Source organism: Streptomyces sp. NPDC050619 (assembly GCF_040654815.1).
GTDB lineage: Bacteria > Actinomycetota > Actinomycetes > Streptomycetales > Streptomycetaceae > Streptomyces.
In genome coordinates this window covers 54,561-75,436 of sequence record NZ_JBFAIR010000023.1, presented here as the reverse complement: position 1 = coordinate 75,436, position 20,876 = coordinate 54,561, and the positions used below count along the sequence as shown (strand labels likewise).

At 69.8% G+C, this 20,876-nt stretch carries 19 protein-coding genes; 16 read left to right on the top strand and 3 right to left on the bottom strand.

The window, feature by feature from the left end; all coding sequences use genetic code 11:
- Positions 1-21 precede the first annotated feature (21 nt).
- Positions 22-498 carry an NUDIX domain-containing protein gene (locus AB0I77_RS32520; protein ID WP_363286309.1) on the bottom strand — a complete coding sequence of 159 codons (477 nt, stop codon included), beginning with the start codon at positions 496-498 and terminating at the stop codon, positions 22-24.
- 168 nt (positions 499-666) lie between these two features.
- On the opposite strand from AB0I77_RS32520, the gene AB0I77_RS32515 reads away from it, so the two are divergent.
- From AB0I77_RS32515 to fxsT, 15 genes are all read left to right on the top strand, one after another.
- Entirely contained in the window at positions 667-1,491 is an 825-nt protein-coding gene (locus tag AB0I77_RS32515; protein WP_363286308.1) for a TauD/TfdA family dioxygenase, read from the top strand.
- Positions 1,492-1,532: 41 nt separating this feature from the next.
- Entirely contained in the window at positions 1,533-1,715 is a 183-nt protein-coding gene (locus AB0I77_RS32510) for a hypothetical protein (protein ID WP_363286409.1), read from the top strand.
- 90 nt (positions 1,716-1,805) lie between these two features.
- Positions 1,806-1,994: a hypothetical protein gene (locus AB0I77_RS32505; protein WP_363286307.1), complete on the top strand. Its 189-nt coding sequence runs from the start codon at positions 1,806-1,808 to the stop codon at positions 1,992-1,994.
- Between the two features lie 176 nt (positions 1,995-2,170).
- Positions 2,171-2,317, top strand: a complete 147-nt coding sequence (locus AB0I77_RS32500; protein ID WP_363286306.1) for a hypothetical protein — start codon at positions 2,171-2,173, stop codon at positions 2,315-2,317.
- A 16-nt stretch (positions 2,318-2,333) separates the two neighbouring features.
- A complete protein-coding gene (locus AB0I77_RS32495) occupies positions 2,334-3,527 on the top strand; it encodes a cupin domain-containing protein (RefSeq protein WP_363286305.1) in 1,194 nt (397 codons plus the stop codon).
- Positions 3,524-4,432 carry an aldo/keto reductase gene (locus AB0I77_RS32490; protein WP_363286304.1) on the top strand — a complete coding sequence of 303 codons (909 nt, stop codon included), beginning with the start codon at positions 3,524-3,526 and terminating at the stop codon, positions 4,430-4,432. Before AB0I77_RS32495 ends, AB0I77_RS32490 begins: the two co-directional genes overlap by 4 nt.
- Positions 4,433-4,451: 19 nt before the next feature.
- Positions 4,452-5,237, top strand: a complete 786-nt coding sequence (locus tag AB0I77_RS32485) for a hypothetical protein (RefSeq protein ID WP_363286303.1) — start codon at positions 4,452-4,454, stop codon at positions 5,235-5,237.
- A 164-nt stretch (positions 5,238-5,401) separates the two neighbouring features.
- Complete coding sequence (locus tag AB0I77_RS32480) at positions 5,402-5,905, top strand: DUF4365 domain-containing protein (protein WP_363286302.1); 504 nt, start codon at positions 5,402-5,404, stop codon at positions 5,903-5,905.
- Between the two features lies 1 nt (position 5,906).
- The gene (locus AB0I77_RS32475; RefSeq protein ID WP_363286301.1) at positions 5,907-7,043 is read left to right on the top strand and encodes a hypothetical protein; all 1,137 of its coding nucleotides are present in this window, start codon (positions 5,907-5,909) and stop codon (positions 7,041-7,043) included.
- A 758-nt stretch (positions 7,044-7,801) separates the two neighbouring features.
- Positions 7,802-8,230, top strand: coding sequence for a hypothetical protein (locus AB0I77_RS32470; protein WP_363286300.1), 429 nt, complete (start codon positions 7,802-7,804; stop codon positions 8,228-8,230).
- 228 nt (positions 8,231-8,458) lie between these two features.
- Positions 8,459-9,376: an aminoglycoside phosphotransferase family protein gene (locus AB0I77_RS32465; protein WP_363286299.1), complete on the top strand. Its 918-nt coding sequence runs from the start codon at positions 8,459-8,461 to the stop codon at positions 9,374-9,376.
- 401 nt (positions 9,377-9,777) lie between these two features.
- On the top strand, positions 9,778-10,728 hold the full coding sequence (locus AB0I77_RS32460) for a trypsin-like peptidase domain-containing protein (protein ID WP_363286298.1): 951 nt from the start codon (positions 9,778-9,780) through the stop codon (positions 10,726-10,728).
- Positions 10,725-12,305: a hypothetical protein gene (locus AB0I77_RS32455; protein ID WP_363286297.1), complete on the top strand. Its 1,581-nt coding sequence runs from the start codon at positions 10,725-10,727 to the stop codon at positions 12,303-12,305. Before AB0I77_RS32460 ends, AB0I77_RS32455 begins: the two co-directional genes overlap by 4 nt.
- Before the next feature lie 6 nt (positions 12,306-12,311).
- Positions 12,312-13,559, top strand: coding sequence for an AAA family ATPase (locus tag AB0I77_RS32450; protein ID WP_363286296.1), 1,248 nt, complete (start codon positions 12,312-12,314; stop codon positions 13,557-13,559).
- On the top strand, positions 13,556-18,241 hold the full coding sequence (gene fxsT / locus AB0I77_RS32445) for an FxSxx-COOH system tetratricopeptide repeat protein (RefSeq protein ID WP_363286295.1): 4,686 nt from the start codon (positions 13,556-13,558) through the stop codon (positions 18,239-18,241). The genes AB0I77_RS32450 and fxsT overlap by 4 nt, the downstream gene beginning before the upstream one ends.
- A 10-nt stretch (positions 18,242-18,251) precedes the next feature.
- On the opposite strand, the gene AB0I77_RS32440 is transcribed toward fxsT, so the two are convergent.
- Positions 18,252-20,135 (bottom strand): HEXXH motif domain-containing protein, encoded by a 1,884-nt coding sequence (locus AB0I77_RS32440; protein WP_363286294.1) that lies wholly within the window; start codon positions 20,133-20,135, stop codon positions 18,252-18,254.
- The gene (locus tag AB0I77_RS32435) at positions 20,132-20,344 is read right to left on the bottom strand and encodes a hypothetical protein (RefSeq protein ID WP_363286293.1); all 213 of its coding nucleotides are present in this window, start codon (positions 20,342-20,344) and stop codon (positions 20,132-20,134) included. The genes AB0I77_RS32440 and AB0I77_RS32435 overlap by 4 nt, the downstream gene beginning before the upstream one ends.
- 145 nt (positions 20,345-20,489) lie before the next feature.
- On the opposite strand from AB0I77_RS32435, the gene AB0I77_RS32430 reads away from it, so the two are divergent.
- Positions 20,490-20,837, top strand: a complete 348-nt coding sequence (locus AB0I77_RS32430; RefSeq protein ID WP_363286292.1) for a CU044_2847 family protein — start codon at positions 20,490-20,492, stop codon at positions 20,835-20,837.
- Positions 20,838-20,876: the final 39 nt, after the last annotated feature.

The window sequence follows — 20,876 nt, the reverse complement described above, 5'->3', positions numbered from 1 at the left end:
CTCGCCCCCGGCCATCGTCGGCTACAGCCGCTCGTAGTCGTCCCGGGCTGCCGGGCCGCCGGGCCTGCCGCCGTACCAAGCGGCGATGGCCCGCTTGTAGCCGTCCGGCATGTTCAGCTCCGGTACATCGTCGGCGGTGAACAGGCCCAGCTGCTTGTGCTCATGACTGACAACAGGCGGTCGCTCGGGGGTCAACACGGTGCAGCCGTAGGTCACGATCAGCACCCGTCGCCCCGGGATGGGCTGGTAGACCCACACACTGCCGTCGATGAGCGGGCCGGCCTTGACCTCCCAGCCGGTCTCCTCCTGGATCTCACGCTCCAGCGCCGACTCAGGGCTACTATCCGGCAGTTGTTCGCCATCAGGGCTGCCGATCTCCAGGCGGCCTCCGGGCAGCTCCCACTCATCACGCTCGTTCCGCAGCAGCAACACGCGATCACTCGCGTCGAGCGCAACGCCCTTCACGGAGACGGGCCAGAGCGGCGGCGTGTACGTCATGACAGTCCTCGTCCTGCGGTGTGCGAGCCGGGTCTTCGGAACGTAGCACGCTCCCTTCAGCGCACTGCCCAGCCGACCGATTTGTCCGAGTCGACAGTCTGTCGCTTTACCCAGACCACCCCGCCTCCCCACTCTGATCACACCGACCCCGATCGAAGGAGTACGGCGATGCTCGACGCCTCCGCAGGCTCCGAGACGCTCTTCTCGGACCACTACGTCGACCTCCGCGCCCCGCACGCCAGTGACGTGATCGCCGCACAGCTTCGTGAGACCGGCCTGGTCACCCTCAACGGACTGACGACCCGGCAGGAGATTCTGGCGTTCGCCTCGCGGATGATGGTGATCACACCTCACCCGCACGGCGCCCCGGACTGCCTGACCCTGATCCACGACACGGGCAGCCACGCCCACCGTGCCGGCTTCGGTGGCCTCGGCAGTGGCGAACTGCAGGCCCACACCGAACGGTCGGGCACCCCCACGCCGCCACGCGTGATCCTCCTGGTATGCCTGCAGCCGGCGTCCGCAGGCGGCGAGACCCTCCTCGCCGACGGACGCGAAGTCCACGCCCGACTCATGAGCGAGAACCAAGACGCAGCAGTCGCACTCTGCCAGCCCAGGACCGCCTACTTCGGCGCGGGCTCCGGCCATGCCACCCAGGTCTTCACCGTCCAGGCCGACGGCCGTTTCTCCATACGGCTGCGCCAGGACGGTCTGGCTCGCTGGAGTCCCATCGTCCAGCCCTACCTCCCCGTCCTCCGCAGCGCCATCGCCGCCAGCCAGTACCGCCTCCTGCTCCAGGCCGGACAGGGCTATCTGCTGGACAACCACCGCTGGCTGCACGCCCGCACGTGCTTCACCGGGGACCGCAGGCTCCTGCGTGCCCTGGGGGATCCCCGTTTCGCCCTACCCGGCGGTTTCGCCGCACACCCGACATCCGCCGCTCTTCCCAAGACCAGCGAGCCCGTCTCATGTGCCCGCGCCCCGAGGAGGTGACCGATGTGACGGACGCCGAACAGGCCGACGCGGGGACGCTGATGGTCGACAAACGCAGCGGCCAAGTGGGCGTGGTCATGGGGCACGCGGGGCCCTACGTCCAACTCCGCCCGCTGAAAGGCGGCAGAGAGTGGGACGTTCCCCCCACGGAAATTCGCCATCCCACCCAGGCCGAGGAGCTGAGCGCCAAGGTGGCCGTAGCGAACGGACGGTGGGGACGATGAGCCCAGGCGCATCCTGCGCACGAGACCTGGACGATCGAACCCGACCGGGAACCCGATGCCGAGCCGACCACTTACGCGATGCAGTGCGCCGTGGACGGCGAGACATCGCCGCCCAGCGAAGACTTCGCCGAGCCCCAGAACTGGGTGCTGCAGCACTGCGGCCGACACCCGGTGGCCTGGCTGTGTCATTTCGCAGGACCACTACTGATCACCGCGATCGCCGCCTCGTGCGGCTTCGTGATCGGCGTCGCGTTCTCCCCCGCCGCGGCCGACCGATGAGTTCCCGTCCCTGCCGGACATAGCCGATCGAGATTCCCCCAGCTCCGGGAAGCCCCGGCAGGGACGGGCCGCAAACCCCGTTCCGGACAGATCAACCGCCCGAACCCATGGACAGGTCGAGCGCCGCCCGGAGCGGGTCCGCATGGCCACTTCGTCCCCAACTCCGAGGAGGAACAATGCCGAACAACACGGCCCCCAGCCCGACGACCGGTCCGGCCCAGCCCGGACTGGTCAAGGCCCGCCGCCGGATCCAGGCCGCCCGCGAGCGCGGTGTCACCCCGTCCGACGGCGGCAGCACCGGCCGCACCGACGGCAACGACTGATCCAGGAGGAGAAGCGTTGTCGCCGCTGAACCTGGCGGCCCACTTGGGCCAGGACGAGTTCCTGGCCCAGGTGCTCCACCGCCAATACCGCCACATTCCCGCCGCTCTCCCGAACCCGGGTGAGCTGATCACCTGGGACGACGTCAACACCGTCCTGGCCACCCACCGCCTGGAGCCGCCCCGGCTGCGTCTGTCCGTAGACGGCGAGATGCTGCCCGCCCACCGCTACACCGCCCCGGTCACCACCCGCCGGCACACCGTCTGGCAACGTCTGCACCCCGCCAAACTGCACGCTCGCCTCGCCGAGGGCGCCTCCCTGATCACCGATGCCGTCGACGAGCTCCACCCGCCCGTCGGCCGCGCAGCCATGGAACTGGAACAGTGGCTGTGCACCGGGGTGCAGGCCAACCTGTACGCGTCCTGGACCGCCCGCGAGGGCTTCGGCGTCCACTGGGACGACCACGACGTGATCGTCATCCAGATCGACGGCGCGAAGCGCTGGAAGCTGTACGGCCCCACCCGCACCGCCCCCATGTACAAGGACACCGTCGAACCCGAGCCACCCCCGGAGGAACCGGTCGCGGAACTGGTCCTGCGCCCCGGGGACCTGCTGTATCTCCCGCGCGGCTGGTGGCACTCGGTGGCCGCCTCCGAAGGCGAACACTCCCTCCACCTCACCTTCGGCATCCAGACCACCACCGGCGCCCAACTCCTGACCTGGCTCGCCGACGACCTGCGCCGCCACGACGTCCTGCGCGAGGACCTGCCCGCGCACGCGACCGCCGCGCAGCAGGCCGCCTACCTGGAGCGGCTGCGCAAGGAAGTCACCGCCGCGTTGGAAAACCCGGATCTCATCGGCCGGTACACGGCAATGCGCGACGGCACCGACCTCACCCGTCTGCGGCCGAGCCTGCCTCACATCACCGGCGTCCCTGCCGACCCAGAGGTGCGCGTCAGGCTGACCACCACACGCGCCCGCCTGGAGCACGCAGCCAACGGGGACGGCTTGGTGTTCCGGGCCTGCGACAACGAGTGGGAGATGGCGAAGGAGGCCCTGCCGCTGCTCCAGAGCCTGGTGTCCGCCGCACCCGGCGCGGTGTCCCTCGGCGAGCTGGCAGCAGCCGCTGGAATCTCCGTCGCGGACGTGGCAGCCGTCGTCTTCGAGCTGATGGACGGCCAAGCGATCACGGTAGAAGGAGATGAGCGATGACAACGGCCTCTCTCGGGTTGGGCACCTACCGCGTCCGCCCCTCCGCGCTGACCGAGGCCGTCGCCCGCGCGGCTGCCGACCCCGCTACCGCGTGGATCGATACCGCGCCCAACTACCTGAATGGGCAGGCCCAGCCGCTGCTCGCCCCCGTTCTGGTTCGGCATCCCGTCCCGGTCTCCACCAAAGTCGGATTCCTCACCGCCCAGGCCACCAAAGACGCCGTTTCCGACGGAAGTCTCACCGCCCAAGACGCGGATCGCGGACACTGCCTGAGCACCCCGTACGTCCACTGGCAGTGCGCCCTTAACCGCACCGAACTCGGCCGCGACCACTTGGACCTCGTCTTCGCCCACAACCCCGAGCACACTAACGGCGACCCGTACGAAGCCCTGCGCGACGCCTTCACCGCCCTCGAAGCGGAAACAGCAGCCGGAACCCTCACGTCATACGGCGTCGCCACCTGGGACGGCTTCGACACCGGTGCCCTGAGCATCCCCGCCCTGCACCAGTTGGCCGTCGAAGTCGCCGGCACGGAACAGCACCACCTGCGCGCCGTCCAACTGCCCGTATCCCTCGTCACCGCGACCGCCTTCGCCCAGGCCCTGGATGGCAAGGGCCCCATCGCTCAGGCCGCCGACCTCGGATGGCAGGTATTCGCCTCAGCACCCCTGTTCGGCGGCGAACTGCCCCAACTGGCCACGCGCGACCTCACCACGCTCGTCAGCCCGGATCTCACCATCCCCCAGGCATGCCTACTGGCAGCGGCCTCCTGCCCCGGGGTGACACGGATTCTGCTCTCCGCCTCCACCCCGGCACACTGGGCCGAAGCCCAAGCCGCCCTCCAAGAGCCGGCCGTCCCCATCGCGCCGCTGCGAAAGGTGCTGGATGTACTCGCCGCCGACTGACCCCGCCGACCAGCACCGTATGCGTCGGGCATTCGCGCAGTCTGCTCAGACGCTGGGCATCACGATCGCCGGTCCAGAAGTCTGGGGCTGGCACGGCCGCACCCTCAGCAGCCGCGTCCAGCACCCGGACCGAGGCGCCTGCTGGCTGCGGCTCCTCTCCGCACCGCAGGACAAAGCCGCAGGAAAGATCTGGGACGGCAACCTCCAGGCCGCCGCCCTGTTCGACGGACGCGTCCACAAACCACTGCTCTACGACACCACGGAAGCGAGGAACGACGGATACGCCTACCTGGCGGAGCTGCACCAGTACGTCGCCGAACCTGTCCTATCCCTCAGCCCCGTCATGCGCCTGGATCCGGATCCGCCGACCGCATGGTGGGACTCGCTCCGCACCGACCTGGAGTACGTGAGCACAGTTCCTACGGATCGAGTGGCCGTACGGCAGGAGTGGGTAGACCGCAGCGTCCCGCGCTTCCTCGACATGCCCGGCCCTCGGATCACGGACTGGGCGTCGGCCCACGGAGACCTGCACACCGCCAATCTCACGAGCACCACCCCCTACCTGCTCGACTGGGAGGGTTTCGGCCTGGCGCCGACCGGTTACGACGAGGCCATGCTGCTGGCCTACTCGCTGCTCGTCCCCGGCTTCGCTCAGCGCGTTCGCGACACCTTCCCTGTCCTCAAGACGGAGCCCGGACGCGTCGCACAAATCATCGTCATCACCGAGCTCTTGCAGTCGGCGCAGCGCGGAGACCATCCCGAACTCGTCCCCGCTCTTCGCGCCCTGGCGGCGGAACTGGCCTGACACTGCTGATCTACCTCGGCCTCACCATTGGTCTAGGGGGCCTCTGCGTCTGGTGGGATGCGCCACCGCATGACCTGACACGGAACCAGCATGTACGCGAGGCCCTATTCCCCCGAAGTCCCCCTCCGCCTATCCTCGCGATCACGCCAAGGGGAGGGGGACCAGTGGCCACAGAGGCGACGAGCTGGCAGAAGGAACAAGTCAGCCGTGCCTATGTGCATGTCCTTGCCACCCAGGGCGGTTACACGATCTGCGACTGGAACGTCGACAAAGACGGCGTCGACGTCACCCTGCGCTCGCACGGCCTGATGGTCGACATCCAGCTCAAGTGCACACAGAGCCCTCGCATCGTCCGCGGCGGCTACAGCTTCGACCTCGACATCGAGACGTACGACAAGCTGCGTGACCCCGAACGCTCGGCTCCCGGCCACCTCGCCCTACTGATAGTCCCCCCGGATATCGGCCGCTGGGTGACTCATCAGCCGGAAGCGATCGTCCTGGCCTGCCATGGCTATTGGGCGTCCTTACAGGGCAAGGGGAAGGCCAACGGCAGCGTCACTACAGCGATCAGCCTCCCCGAGCACCAGCCACTCACGGTGAAAGCCATGGGGACCATGTTCGACGCGGCGCGTCGGCTGACCAATGCCATCGGTCGGGAGGTGGACTGAGGTGGTGCACAGTGAGCCCGACTTCGGTCCCGAGGAGATCCGCAGCTATCTCAAGGTCACCGGCTGGACTCCGGTTTCCGGTGGCGTCGTCGCGGAACTGTGGACTCTGCCCGGACCGGCAGACGAGGTCGTCCTGGTCCCCATGAAGCCAGGAGCCCCGGACTTCGCCAAGCGGACCCAGATACTCCTGGCAGATCTGGCACGCATCGAATCCCAGGACATGCGAACCGTCCACGATGCCGTCGCCACCGTCTTCAACGACGTCACAGATCTCAGGGCCTCCCACCCCTCACTCAGTGACGGCTCGATCCCCTTGGAGGCCGGCTACGAATTGTTCATCTCCGCCAAGCGCCTTCGTGTAGCGTCCGCAGCCGCCACCATCCGACGGCAGGGCCACTTCCGGAACTTCCCGACCCGGGCACGGGAACAGGCACGGGAAGTCCGTCTGGGGCAGACTCGTCGGGGGTCGTACATCGTTCCCATCATCAGCCAGGCACGCTCCCCCGAGGACATGTACTCCCCAGGTCAAGAGCACATCGAGGTCGGGGTGGAGGAAACACTCTTCGACCGACGCGTCACTGCCACGATGTCCCGCGCCCTCGGCGTACTCGAAGACATGGCGAGCGCGGAGCGGGAGCCCACCCCGAGTGAAATCTCCGATTCGATCGGCGAAGGCGTCTCCTATGAGCTGTGCCAAGCTCTCAGCAAGGTGGTGAACACAGACTCCGTCGGCTCCCTCGACGTCTCCTTCAACTGGTCCCGGGTGGCCTCGCCACCGCCTGGCACTCCCCCGCAGGTGGAGTTCAACCAGGCAGCGATCGACATCGTGGACCGAGTCTCCGCGCAGTTGAAGACCCGCATCTACACAAGCCGACATCTGATCTACGGCATCGTCACCGATCTCAGCCGCCACCCAGAGGACGAAACCGGCCGGGTAGGGGTCCAGACACTCATCAAACGACGTAGCAGGACCGTCTGGATGGACCTGCCCGACAGCAACTACCACACGGCCGTGCGCTGCCACGACGACGGCATCCCTGTCCGTGTCCAAGGCAGACTCACCAGCCCACCCGGCGGCCACGCCACGATGGAGGTAGACGACTTCGGCCCCGATCCCTCACTCGGATCGGACCAATGACTGGCTGCAAACTTGCGTTTTCTTCGCTGGTCAGCCAAACCGAGAGCGACAGCCCGACGGCATGACCTTGCCTGCCTCCGCCACGGATCGCCTGCATTCCCACCTGTCCGGCGTCGATCCGTCGCCTCACATCTGCACCCGTAATTTATGTTCCTGCACCGTCTCCCCCAGGACCGGGCACACTGTCCCGCACAGACGAAAGCGGGAGGAATGGACGGGACAACAGCGATTCGGGTGGGGCTGCGCCACCGCCGGACGAGCCTGACGGACAAGACCAAGCTCAAGGACTCGGCATCCAGAAGGAAGACGTTCGCGGCTGCCCTGCAGCAGTTCGAGGAGCAGATGAACGCGGCGAAGGTCGTCTCCGCCGCCACGCGCCCCATTAACCTGTACTACGGGCTCGTGCAGGCCGGACTCGCTATGACTGCCACCCATGCACCAGGCACGTGGACGTTCAACAAGCACGGCCTCAAGATCCTCGACATGGAACCGAGCATCCCGACGTGGCCGTCAGGCCCGACGGGGAAGGCGCCTTCCAGGCGGTGTCCGACGCCACGGGATCCGAGTGAACGTCAGATGCGATCAACCTCGGGGCCCTGCGGAATTCGATTCCCGAGCTCACAGAGGCGCCCCTCTAAGGGATGACCAGCGCCCCTGCGGTCGTCTTTAACGCCGATAGATACCCATCCGTCCAAGAGAACCTGGACAGGTCGGTCAGCCATGCTCCCCCAGTCGAGTACTTGCGCGCGTCGGTCTGTGTGAACGAGGAGATTCCCACCCCGGCGGACAGAACAGCCTGGCTGGCGGCATTCCTCTCGAAGTACCCGGGCCTGCAAGGCACAGAACTCTGGGGCAAGCAGGGCATGGAGGAGGCAGAGATCGACGCCTTCTTCGACACGAGGGCTCCCGCCTACCGCTTCATCGCTGACCGCTTCCTACGACCTTCGTTCGAGCCCGCCACGGCGCCTCCGACGCCCCTCATGTCCTGGTGGCTGCTCCTGTACAGCTTCTCGATGCTGTCCCGCTATCAGCCCCGTAAGTGGTCCGAGGCCCTGGACGTCGACAAGTCCAGCAGCGCGGCGGCCCTGGAATACGCCTTGGACATCGCCCTCGAAGTCATCCCCCATCTCGTACTTGAAGGGCTGGAGCAGCAACCGATTCTGCTCGCCAAGCCGATGGCCTTCTGAGACCGTCGGGGCACATCCAGGGCACATGAGCCTGGGAAACAGCGCCGACCAGCGAGAACTACCGAGAGCTTCAGCCATCGGTTGCATGAAGCGGGGCATCAGCCGTATTGCCTTGTCTGGCCGTGAGCTGATGTTGCGCTGGTAGCGGGCGGGGTCTACGGGCCTCGCCCTTTTCATGTGCCGAGTAAACGGGTTGCCGTTGAAGATCGTGAACCGGATGCTTCCACCATGAAGATGCACGCCAACCAGCTGACGGTGTCACCTGAGACGGTGCGCACCTTGGTAGGGCAGCAGTTTCCCGAGTGGCGAAGCCTGCCGGTCAGGGGCATCGCTGCGCAGGGTACGGTCAACGCCGTCTTCCGCATCGGCGATCGGTTCGCAGCTCGATTCCCTCTCGAGTCCGCGGACGTCGAGTCGACGCGTCGCGGGTTGGAGACCGAAGCGGAAGCGGCTCGCGAGTTGGCAGGTCGCACGCGTTTCCCCACGCCCGAGCCGGTCGCGCTCGGTGAGCCCGGGGCAGGCTACCCGCTTCCGTGGTCGGTGCAGACGTGGCTGCCCGGGATCGTGGCCGACGACGAGGACCCAGGCGAATCGGTCGCGTTCGCCCGCGACTTGGCCGATCTCATCGGCGACCTGCGCGCGATCGACACACGTGGCCGCAGGTTCGGCGGCACAGGCCGAGGAGGCGACCTGCGATCCCATGACGCGTGGATGGAGACCTGTTTCAGGCACGGTGAGCAACTCCTGGATGTCCCAGCGCTTCGCCGCACCTGGGCAACCGTGCGCGATCTGCCGCGGGGTGCGCCTGAGGACGTCATGGCCCATTGCGATCTGATCCCTGGCAACGTCCTCGTGTCCGCCGGCCGGCTTGCGGGGATTCTCGACGTTGGCGGCTTCGGGCCGGCTGACCCTTCTCTGGATCTCATCAGCGCATGGCATCTGCTCGAGGCCGGGCCACGGCAGATGCTCCGCGATCACCTGGGGTGCGACGACCTTGAATGGGAGCGCGGTAAGGCGTGGGCTTTCGTTCAGGCGATGGGGTTGGTCTGGTACTACGTCGAAAGCAACCCGCCCATGAGCCGGATGGGTCAACGTTCCTTGGAGCGCATCCTGGCATCGGCTGCGGATCCAAGCCGCCTCTCGTGACAGCGGACCGCCGCTGCCGGATCCACCAGTGAGCTCGCTGCCTTGCCCAGGGGTAGATGTAGAGCAGCGCGATGGCGACGAGGGCGGTGTAGCCGAGGACGCAGGGGCCTCAACGGCGGTGCGGGCGCGCCGGCCTGGCGTCCGCCCCGGGCGGCGGGCACACGCACCGTCGTTGAGGCCCCTGCGTGCGCCGTCTCCGTGTCACCCCGCGCCCGCGCGCACACCGATGATTCACGAGTGCCCCATCCGGTAAAGCTCCGGGATACGCACAGCCCGTGTGCCGAGCGCATGCGCTTCGTACGCTGGTTCATTCGTGGGGCTCTCCGTCGGAGGCTCCATGCGGGGGAAGGGATATGGCAGTGGCCAAGGGGGAGACGGCTCAAGCGCCGGCCTTAGGGAGGGTGCGCGTCCTGTCGCCGCGTGGCGTCGTCCAGGGCGCCGGCATTCTGGTGATGCCTGGTGTGGTGCTGACCTGCGCACACGTCGTGGTGTCGGCCGTCGGTCCGGGCCGGGGCAGTCCGGGGGCGACGCCGGCGGAGCCGGTTCTGGTCGATGTGCCGGGGCGGGCGGACGTCACGGCCGGCGAAGCGGTCGTCGTAGCGGACGGCTGGTTTCCCGGGCCGCTCGCCGGCGGGGCCGGGGGTGACCTGGCCGTGTTACGCACGGCGTGGTCGCCTCCCGACAAGTCGGCCGCGGCGCGGCTCGGGCCGTGCGGCGAGCCGGACCGGCGCGAGGTGAACATGTACGGCCATCCCCTGGGGGCGCCCGAGGGGCTGTGGTCGCGGGCTCGGCTGGTGGGTCGCGGCGGTCCGTACCGGGACTGGATCCAGTTGGAGGGGATCGGCTCCGCCGGTGCGAAGGTCGGCCACGGATTCAGCGGTGCCGGTGTGTGGGACCCGGCGGCACAACGGGTCGTCGGAATGGTCACCGCCGCGTACACCGACCAGCAGGCCAAGGTGGCCTGGATGCTTCCGCTGGAGGCCGCGGCACGCATGTGGCCGGATCTGGCCCCGGTACTGGAGCCCCCGCCTCGGCGGTGGGCCGAACCGCCCTCCGACAAGGACCAGTTCGCCCTCGCCGACGCCCTCCTGAACGTGCCGCTGATCGAGGACGACGGCGCGGCGGCGCTGCGCGGCCTGCTGCCGCCCCGCGTCCGGCGTGCCATCCGTACCCATGCCCGGCCGCGGCTCCAGCTGTTCTTCCTCGTCCAGGCATGCGCCGAACACCCTGACGGCAGACAGGGCCTGGTCGACGCCGTACGGATGCTGGATGACGCGTCACAGCCCGCCCGAGCGGCCCTCGAACTGCTCGAGAAGGTGTGGCCGGCAGCCGCGGGAGGCGGGCCGTCGTGATCCACTCCCAGGGGTCCTGGGGGCCGCCGAAAGTCCTGCTCGACGCGTTGGATGCCGTCCCCTGCTTCGAGGAGCCGGCGCTGCTGCACGAGTGCGCGCGCCATGTGGGCCGGGCGCTCGGCATCAGGATCGTGCTGCCGGAGACCAGCCGCCGCCGTGTCGCGTTGATGTTCCTGCTCCGCGAGGCGATGCCGTATCCGGACGGCCTCCAGGTGCTGGGCGGCGTGGTCTCGATGCTGGAGGGAGAGACCCGCGGCATGGCGCGTCTGCGCACCGCCATCGCCCTCGCCGAGGTACCGCTCTTCCCCGCGGCTACCTGGGAACGGCTGATGAACCTGCTCGGCGGCCTCGAAGTGCTCGATATCGCCGGGGTGTTCCGCGAGGCCCTGGGCGACCGCCCCGATCCGCTGCCGGCGCACTGTGCGGAACCGTGGTCGGCGGTGCTGCACGCCGCGACCCTCAACGCCCGCCCCGGCCGGCCGCTGCCCTGCGTCCTCCTGGTCGAGCACCTCGCGCGCTACGCGAAGGGCCAGCAGCAGCAGGAGCTGCTCCTGTGGGCGGCGGAGCACCGGGACCGGCCCGAGGCGTATCCCGGCAGCGCGGCGGCCGACAGCTCCGCGGCCGCCGTCCTGCCGGCGGCCGCCGGAGGGGAGGGCGACCCCTCGCCCGGCCGGCCCGCTCAGGGTTTCGGCGCCGTGGGGAGTCCCGCGCCGCCCCTGCCGCTGCCGGGACTCGACGCGGACACCGTCTGGGCGCCGTCCACCTGGCTGCTGATCCGGCTGCGCCCCCTGTTCTACTCCGAGCACGAGGGCGTGCGGCAGCTGACCTACTGGTGCCAGAACGGCAGTTGCCCGGACCCGTACCCGGTGAAGGGCGGGGACCTGGAGGTCGACGTGGACGACCTTCCCGAGCGGGTGAAGTCGCTGGTGCAGGAGGCCGAGACCGGGTGGGCCTATCTGTGCAAGGAAGACCTCGCACTGGAGTTCGTCCTCCCGAGGGATCTCCTGGACCTGCCGGTCGAGACCTGGGCCAAGGAGGGATTCGGAAACGCGGACGCCACACTCGGAAAGGACCACCCGGTGGTCCTGCGCAGCCTCGAAAGAGTGGAAGGCAGAGCCACCCATGGACGCTGGGCCAGACGCTGGGACGCCCTGAAGCCCGGCTGCCGAGGGCCGGTCCACTGGTTCCCCGACGAACACCACGACCGTCTGCTCTCCCATCCGCATCCGGTCATGGCCGTGCTGAGCGAGCCGCCCGGCAGCCAGGAGAACGTGAGCTCAGGGGTCGATGAGCTGGATGCGGCGCTGCGGGCCGGAGTGCCGATCGTGGTGTGGGATCGCCGTGGGGGAGTCGATGAGGCGTTTCGTAACGAATTGCTGGAACTGGCCTCGCGTACCGGCATACACCGGTTACCTGACGCAGTCAGGTCGTTGCGCATAGGGGCCGAGGGCGGGGATCCTGCTGGGGGTGGCTCCTCTACGCTCGGCCGCCACGCGGCATTGCTCTGGGACGACCCGTACCGCCTTCCGGGCGGGCGGGGAGAGGCGGCGGATTCTTCCGCGCAGGGGGAAGGGTAGGACGAGATGCTTCCAGGGGACGGTGCGTCCGGGGGGACGCGTCCGACCGGAGACTCACCCGCGAAGAGCCACCCGGCCGCTCCGGGCGCGAACGTCGCCGCCGGGCCCGGCCGGGACGGTGCGGGCGGTAACTCCTCGGACCACCGATGGTGGATCTACCGCGGTACGGGACAGCCCCTGTACGACGCCGGCCTCGATGACCTGCTGCCGCCTCCGCCGCCCTGGCGCCGCTTCTCCGGCGGCCCCGCCGTGGCCCCGCCGCCGTCGGACGACGAGGAGATCGAGCGCCGGCTGGGGCAGATCAGCGCGTTATCCGTAGGTTCCGACCAGGTCCGGCGCGAGGCCGACATGGTGAACGCGGCCCTGTTGCTGCGCCGGCCGCTGCTGGTGACGGGGCGCCCGGGGACCGGCAAGTCGTCCCTCGCCTACCGCATCAGCAGGGAACTCAAGCTGGGCCGCGTGCTGCGCTGGCACATCACCAGCCGCACCACGCTGCGTGGGGGGCTGTACGAGTACGACGCGATCGGGCGGGTCCAGGACGCGGCGGCGTTGCGCACCCTGCACCGGGCGGACGGCCCCGAGGTACCCGTCGGCGGCGACGCGGATCGCCGGGCGGCGGGCGAGGAACAGCTTCCCGGGATCGGCGACTACCTCCAACTGGGCCCGCTGGGAACGGCGTTGCTGCCCTACGAGCTGCCCAGGGTGCTGCTCGTCGACGAGCTGGACAAGAGCGACCAGGACCTGGCGAACGACCTGCTGAGCGTGTTCGAGGAGGGCCAGTTCCCGATCGCCGAGCTGGTGCGGGCCAGGCGGCTGCACCCCCGGGTGAGCGTCATGACCGACGATCCGGGCCGCAGCGCGGACATCGTCGACGGCATCGTCAAGTGCCGGGCCTTCCCGGTCGTGGTGATCACCTCCAACGGAGAGCGGGAATTCCCGCCGGCCTTCCTGCGTCGCTGCCTGCGGCTGCGGATGCCGGATCCCGACCGTCCCCAGCTCGTCGACATGGTCATGGCCCACCTGCGGGAGTCGGCGGACGGTACACCGGGCTCCGCACAGGCCGACGGCCTCATCGACCGGTTCCTGCGCAACAGCCGGGAACGGGGCGGCCTCGCGGTGGACCAACTGCTCAACGCCGTGTTCCTGGCGACCTCGGGACGTTTCCCCGGTGACGACGAGGAGTCGCTGGAGGACCTCGTCGACGCGTTGTGGCACCGGCTCGACGGAGCGGGGGCGGAATCGAGGGCCGGATGACATCGGCGTCCCCTGAATCCCCTTCCCCGCCCGAGCGGCCGGGCGAAGGGCACAGTCCTGCCCCGGGCCGGGATCTGCCGGCCTGGACGGAGCTGGCGGACGCCCTGTATCTGGCGGCGTGTCAGGATGCCGCCGTACCCGTGTTCGACGTCCCGGGACGGGCTGCCCTGGAGCGCGGTGAGCGGCCCCGGCGCTCCGGGCGCAGCCCCGACGAGCGGACACCGCCCGAGGCGCGCTCCGGAGGCGACCCCGACGAGCGGACGCCGCCCGAGGGGCAGGCCGGCCACCGGTCCCCCTCCCCCGCGGCAGCCGGGGAACCCCGTCCGGGCGAAGCCCTCCCCACACTCGGCGTACTCCCGTCGGGCAGCCGGACCCGGCCGCGTCCGCCGAGCAGGCCCGGCTCCGGCGAGGAGACGGCCCCCGAACAGGACGGGTGGCCCGCGTCACCGGCGCTGACCGACGCCCTCGCGCTCAGCAGGTCGCTGCGGCCACTGCGGCTGCTGAGCGCTTCGCCCCACGAGGTGGAGCTGGACGAGGAGGCGACCGCCGAGCGGGCGGCGATGGCGGGGGTGTGGACGCCGGTGTGCCGCTCGCTCCCGGAACGCCGGCTGGACCTGCTGCTGCTGGTGGACGAGAGCTCCTCGATGGCCCTGTGGTCGCACGCGACCCGCCAGATCGCCGAGCTGATGGAGCAGACGGCGATGTTCCGCACCGTGCGGCTGGTCCGATGGAACCTCGACGCAGCGGCCGACGCCGCCGACGCCGCGTCCACCGGCATCCGGGCGGCAGAGGTCCGCTCCAGCGACCGGCAACTGCTGCTCGCGGTCACCGACGGCGGCCACGGCGCCTGGCGCACCGGCCGCGCCGCCTCGGTGCTGCACCGCCTGGGCCGGTTCTCCCCCGTGGCCGTGCTCAGCCTGCTCCCGCAGCAGCTGTGGGACCTCACCCTGCCCACGGTCACCCGCACCCGGTTACGGGCACCGTCCCCCGCCGCGCCCAACCGCGCGTACGACGCCGACTGGAAGCATCCGCACACGGACCCCCTGGGTCCGCATCCGCACGCGGTCGACGAGCCGGGCCGGGAGCACGCGATCCCGGTGCCCGTCGTCGAACTGCGGCCGACCTCGCTCGGCCGCTGGGCCCGCCTGGTGGCCGCGGCGGGCGGCGGCGAGTGGCACGGACTGGCAGCCCTGTGGACCGTCCCGGACCGTGACCTGCGCTCGGCGACGGTCGGCCCGGTCGTCGAGGAGCTGGCCGACCTCGTGGCCGCCCCGCAGAACGCCACACCGCAGAACGCCGCACCGCACCACACCGAAGGGGACGACAGCACCGGGCCGGCCGTGCCCTCCGCGGTACAGCGGGCGAAACGGGCCGCCGCCATGGTGCGCCGCTTCCGGGCCACGGCGTCTCCGGCCGCCTACACCCTCGCCCAACGGCTCGCGGCGGCCCCGCTCAACCTCCCCGTGATGCGGCTGCTCCAGCAGGCGCTGCCTCAAGCGCGGTTCTGGAACCTGGCCGAGATCATGCTGCTGGGGCTGGTTCGCCGTACCGACGACACCGCCGACGTCGAGGACGCCCACCGCGTGTCCTTCGACTTCGAGGACGGCGTACGGGAGGAGCTCCTCGCCCTCGGTTCGCGGGCGGAGACGCTCCACGCGCTGCGCCGGATCCAGCATTATCTCGGTCCGCGGCTGGAAGCACTGTGGGGCGAGGGCGGAGGCGCGCTCGTGGCGGCCGAAGGCGATCCCGTGGAGCTGCCGATGACAGAACACACTCGTCCGTTCGTGGCGCATCTGTACACGGCGTTGTGCGCGGTGTCGGGCCCTTATCTCGCGCGCGCCAACCATTTGGGACGGCTGCTGGAGCGCGCCGGCCCCCAGCCGGCCGGGCAGCCCGCCGCTGCCGATGGTGGTACGCCCACGCCGGAATACAGTCGGCCATCAGGGTACTCATCCACTCAAATGCGGTCAAAGTTGACCATTGCACCCGACGACACGTTAGATTACGGGCCTCGACCTCAGCCCCCGGAAGCGGCGAACACCCCGCGCCCCGCAGGGACTTCATCCCCGGCGCCGCCGTCCACCGCCGCTTCGCCCATCACTCCCGCCCCCTCCCCCGCGCCTTTGCCTGCGCGTCCACGACAAGGAGGCCTCCCCGTGTCTGCCGGTATGCCCGTTGCCTCGGGTCCGCGAAGCCCGCACGACCCGCCCCGCATCTGGGGGAACGTACCGCAACGGAACCGGAACTTCACGGGGCGGGAAACGCTGCTCGAAAGACTTCAGGACCGGCTGACCAGCGGTGTCACCGCGGTCCTGCCGGAGGCCCTGCACGGCATGGGTGGCGTGGGCAAGTCCCAGATCGCCATCGAATACGTGTACAGGCACAGCCGCGAGTACCGGCTCATCTGGTGGATCCCGTCCGAGCAGGAGAGCCAGATCATCCAGTCGCTGATCGAGCTGGGTGAGCAGATGGGCCTTCAGGTGGGGTCCGAGATGAGCGCGGTGCCGGCCGTCCTGGACGCCCTGCGCCGCGGTGAGCCGTACCGGGACTGGCTGCTGGTGTTCGACAACGCGGAGAACCCGAAGGAAGTGCGCAAGTACTTCCCCAGTGACGGGCCGGGACGCATCGTCGTGACCTCGCGCAACTTCCAGTGGTCCACCGATGTCAGCTCCCTGGAGGTCGACGTCTTCGCCCGGGAGGAGAGCGTCGCCCTGCTGCGCCGCCGCAGTCAGAACCTCCCCGACGAGGCCGTCGACCACCTCGCTGCCGCCCTCGGCGATCTGCCGCTGGCCGTCGAGCAGGCCGCGGTGTGGCTGGCCGAGACCGGCATGCCGGTGCAGCAGTATCTCGAGGTGTACGAGGCGAACTTCACGGAACTCATGCAGTCCGACCCGCCCGGCGACTACAACCGGTCGGTGGCGGCCGCGTGGAACGTGTCGCTCGGCCGCCTGCGGGAGACGCGTCCGGACGCTCTCCAGCTGTTGCAGGTCTGTGCGTTCTTCGCTCCCGAGCCCATCGAGTGGGACCTCTTCTCCGCGGTCCGCGGCATCTCGGTGCCCCAGGAGCTCCAGTCCGCGCTGGACGACCCGGTCAAACTCGGCCGAGCCGTACGCGAGATCGGGCGGTACGCCCTGGCCCGCATCGACCACCGCCAGAACACGGTGCAGATGCACCGACTGGTGCAGCGGGTGCTGGTCGAGCAGATGAACCAGCAGGAACGGGCGACGATGCGGCATGCCGCGCATCAACTGCTGTCGCACGCCGATCCGCGAAATCCCCAGCGAGCCCAGTTCTGGCCGCGCTACTCCTCGCTCCTCAGCCATCTCAGGGCTTCCGAGGCGATGACGTGCGAAGAGCCCTGGACCCGTCGGCTCGTCCTGAACGAGGTGGGGTTCCTGCGGGCCCGGGGCGACTATGCGGGCGCCCTCGCCCTGGGTGAGCAGGCCGCGGCGACCTGGCGGGACCGCCTGGGTGAGGAACACGAGGAGGTCCTCGCGCTCGACCAGCAGATCGCCGAGGCGATGCGCGAACAGGGCACCGACCTGGATCGCGCCTTCACTCTCCAGTCCGGGCTGGTCGAGCGCTTCCGCCGGGTGCTGGGCGAGGCGCACGAGGACACACTCCAGGCCCAGAGCTTCATGGCCACCCACCATCGCAACCGTGGCAGCTTCTACGAAGCACGCGAGATGGACCAGCGGGTCTACGAGACCAGCCGCCGGGAGTTCGGCGACGACGACCCCGCCACCCTGCTCGCCGCCCACAACTACGCCGTCGACCTGCGCCTGGCCGGCAACTCGGAAGCGGCACGGGCACTCGACTACATCACCTGGCAGCGCAGGATCGAGATCCTGGGCGAGGACCACCTCTACACCCTGTCCACCCAGAACGCCTATCTGCTCGACCTCCAGGAGGTCGGCCGGTACGAGGAGTCCCTCGAGGGCTACGAGCTCCTGGCCGAGGATGTGCGCGACAGGCTGGGCGACAACAATCCGCTCACCGCCCAGGTGAACCGCAACTTCTGTGTGACACGCCGCAAGAAGGGCGACCACGAGGGCGCGTACGCCCTGTCGCACCGGTACATCACACTGGTCCGCGAGCTGTTCGGCACCGGGGGCCGCCAGTACCTTCAGATCGCGGTCAGCCATGCGAACGACCTGCGGCAGATCGGCAAGCTCCAGGAGTCGCGCGAGCTGAACGTGGAGGCCCTGGACCGCCACCGGGCCCGCTACGGCCGGGAGCACCCGCACAGTTACGCCACGGCCATGAACCTCGCGGTGACCCTCAGGCTGCTCGGCCACCCCGAAGCGGCACTGGAACTGGATCAGGAGTCGGTGACGGGCCTCACCCGCGCGCTGGGCCCCGAGCACCCACGAACCCTGCTCGCCCGTATGAACCTGGCCAGCGACCACTTCGCCCTCGGCCACCCCGACGAGGCCTACCAGATCGACGCGGCCGTGACCGAGGAGTCGGAACGGCTGCGCGAGAACCATCCGGCCAACCTGGCCGTGCAGCTCAATCTGAGCTACGACCTGAAGGCGCTGCGCAGGACCGAGGAGAGCGAGGAGCTGTTCGCCGAGGCCGTGCTGCGGTACCGGAGCGTCCTCGGGCCCCGCCACCCCGCCACGGTCAACGCCGAACAGGGGCTGCGCGCGAATGCGGACATCGATCTGATCTCGCTCTAGTTGTGCTTCGTCAGCCCTGCCGGTCTTTCTCGTCGGCGGCCTCCAGCCAGGCAGCCAGGCGCAGGGGGTGCGGGAGCCCGTCCGGGAGCCCGCCTCCCATGGTCGCGGCCGCTCGGCGGACCGCGGCCACCAGCTCGGGGCGTTCCAGGAGCAGTGCGGCGCCCGGCCGGCCGGACTGCTCGGGGTCGGCGAGCGCCGCGCCGATCCACGCCTCGGGATCCTGTGGGTCCTGGGCGGCCCACTCCGTGTACGCCAGGACGGCCTGTTCCGTGTCTCCCGCCACCGCCGCGTACTCCGCCCGGCCTCGGGGATCCAGGGTGTCCAGTGTCTTGTGGCGGCGTGCGAAGTCGTCGGGCGCCGACAGGCTCAGTCTGGCCAGCGGTCCGAACGTGTCGAGGCGGATCGATTCCGGGCGCGGGCTCAACACGGAGCAAGGCCGTGGCGGGGCGGCCCGCCCGGCGGCCCAGGCGGCGGCGACGTGTTCCGCGGCGGTCTTCGCGATCCCCAGGTGCCGGACGCGCCACACCGCCCGGCGCAGAGCGCAGTGGTGCCGGGCCAGCCCGCCCGGCCCGGCCGGAATGTCGTCCCGCTGCCACGCGCTGACCGACGCGGCGATCTCGTCGACGAACAACCGGCCCGCCTCGGTGAGGTCGGGATCGGTCACGATGACGTCGACGGCCTCGTGCAGTTGCTCCCTCAGCACCGCGAACTCGAAGGCGGCACGCTGGGCTTCCGTCCCCGTCGCGCGCCTGCGGTACGTGCGCCAGAACCGGGCGACTCCGGCGAACGCGAACACCCCGTGGAGCGCGCCGTGCAGCGGGCGGGGGTCGCTGCGCCACGGTGCGTAGTAGAGCCGCCGCTCCCCCGGTCCGCCGTCCTCCTCGTCCTCGCCCCGCACCAGGGGAACGAGGCCGAGGAGCGCGTTCAGCTGCTGGTGCCGGGTTTCGTGGACGAGGACCGCGGCGGTCTGGACCTCGTCGTCCGGTAAGGACAGGGTGATGGCGCCGAAGGCGTCGAGCGAGGACGCGCTGGCGACCTGACCGCCTCTGAGTGTCTGGAAGGTTCTGGGGACGAGAGCACGCACGAGCGTGGTGAACGCCGCGGCGTCCGCCGGCGACTCACGTTCGAGCAGGGCGTACGCACCGGCGAGACGGTCCAGCCACAGGCGTGATCGACGCGGTGTCAGACCGCCGGGGGACTTGGGGAACTGAAGGAAGTCCCGGTAGGGCGTCACTGTGTCGAGCCGGGGCCCCACTCCCGTCGCCCGGACCGGTAGCCCCCGCAGCGGATGCCAGCCGGGAGTCGGTTCAGGAAGCGGGTGCGGCAGCCGCACCTCGTCGAGTTCCCCGCGCAGGACGACGCCGTCCCGGGCCACCCGCACCTCCACCTCGGTCCACCGACGACGTGCCACCGGGCCCGCGACTCCGGCGCCGGGCAGCCAGACCATGCCCCGGTGAGCGGGCACACGCAACGCGGCCGGCACACCGGCCCGCAGGGCAGCCGCCGCGGCCAGCGCGTGGAACTGGCCGAGTTCGCCCCAGAGCGGTGCGGAGGACGCCGTCGCGGAGGCGGCACCGGTGAGACGTCTCAGCAGGCGCAGCGACCATGCCATGACGGACGGGTCGGCGAGCACGATCTCGACCGCGTCAGGGGACTGCCTCTGGGCCGTGCACAGAAGGTGCCAGGCCCGCTCGGCCGACGGGACGCCGCCACGGCGTCGGCTCCGCCGCGCCGCGTCCGCGGCGTGATCCAGCAACGCCAGCAGGTTCAGGAGGAGTTGGCTGCGCTGGGCGGAGCTCAGCAGTCGCAGGTCCGCCTCGCTCGCGTTGCCCGCCGCCATGGTCCTCAGCGACTCCCGGCTCACGCGGTGGACACCCAGCGTCCGGTCGGTCACCGGCGCCGCTGTCCCGATCGCTGCCCGCGCAGGAGCGTCATCTCCTCGCTGTTGGATTCGTCGAGTGTGCCGTACGCCAGTCCGGCCCTGCGGTTCGCCCGGCTCAACGCGCGTCGCAGCGCGGGATCGTCACTCGAGTGCAACTCCGCCAAAGAGATCCCGGACAGATCGAGCAGGTCGGAACAGAAGTCTTTCGCAGACCCTGTCATACCGTGGTTCCCCCTGACGTGGTGGCTTGGCGGCTCGGGGTGCGCTTCCATGGTGGCTGCAATGGCTCGCCAGTGGAAGACGGCCGCAGGTCATACCGCATGAGGCCGAGACAGGCCGGGTGGCAGGTATCAGGAGGGGGATGACGTGACGCAGTTACTGCGGTTCCCGTCGCAGGACGGGGACGATTTCCTGGTCGTGGAGGTGGCTCAGGACGAACCGGGGGTCGTCGAGGTCTCCCGGCTGGGGAACGCCGTGGCCGATGCCACCGCCTCCTTCGAGGAGGGCATCGACCGTATCCGGAGCGCGGCCGCGTCCGCCCTGCGGCGGCTCAGGGACATGCCCAGCCGTCCCAGTGAGGTCAGCCTGGAGTTCGGCATGCGGTTCAACGCCGAGTTCGGCGCCGTCATCGCCAAGTCGGAGGGCGAGGCGCACGTACAGGTGACGATGACCTGGCGTGCGGACGACGACGGGGCCGGCTCCGGACCACCGTGATGCCGGTCGCGGACGAAGGCCCGCACCGCCCGGATCCCG

Coding starts and splice junctions, on each gene's coding strand:
- AB0I77_RS32520 (WP_363286309.1), bottom strand. CDS start 498: ATGACGTACACGCCGCCGCTCTGGCCCGTCTCCGTGAAGGGCGTTGCG.
- AB0I77_RS32515 (WP_363286308.1), top strand. CDS start 667: ATGCTCGACGCCTCCGCAGGCTCCGAGACGCTCTTCTCGGACCACTAC.
- AB0I77_RS32510 (WP_363286409.1), top strand. CDS start 1,533: ATGGTCGACAAACGCAGCGGCCAAGTGGGCGTGGTCATGGGGCACGCG.
- AB0I77_RS32500 (WP_363286306.1), top strand. CDS start 2,171: ATGCCGAACAACACGGCCCCCAGCCCGACGACCGGTCCGGCCCAGCCC.
- AB0I77_RS32490 (WP_363286304.1), top strand. CDS start 3,524: ATGACAACGGCCTCTCTCGGGTTGGGCACCTACCGCGTCCGCCCCTCC.
- AB0I77_RS32485 (WP_363286303.1), top strand. CDS start 4,452: ATGCGTCGGGCATTCGCGCAGTCTGCTCAGACGCTGGGCATCACGATC.
- AB0I77_RS32465 (WP_363286299.1), top strand. CDS start 8,459: ATGAAGATGCACGCCAACCAGCTGACGGTGTCACCTGAGACGGTGCGC.
- AB0I77_RS32450 (WP_363286296.1), top strand. CDS start 12,312: ATGCTTCCAGGGGACGGTGCGTCCGGGGGGACGCGTCCGACCGGAGAC.
- fxsT (WP_363286295.1), top strand. CDS start 13,556: ATGACATCGGCGTCCCCTGAATCCCCTTCCCCGCCCGAGCGGCCGGGC.
- AB0I77_RS32435 (WP_363286293.1), bottom strand. CDS start 20,344: ATGACAGGGTCTGCGAAAGACTTCTGTTCCGACCTGCTCGATCTGTCC.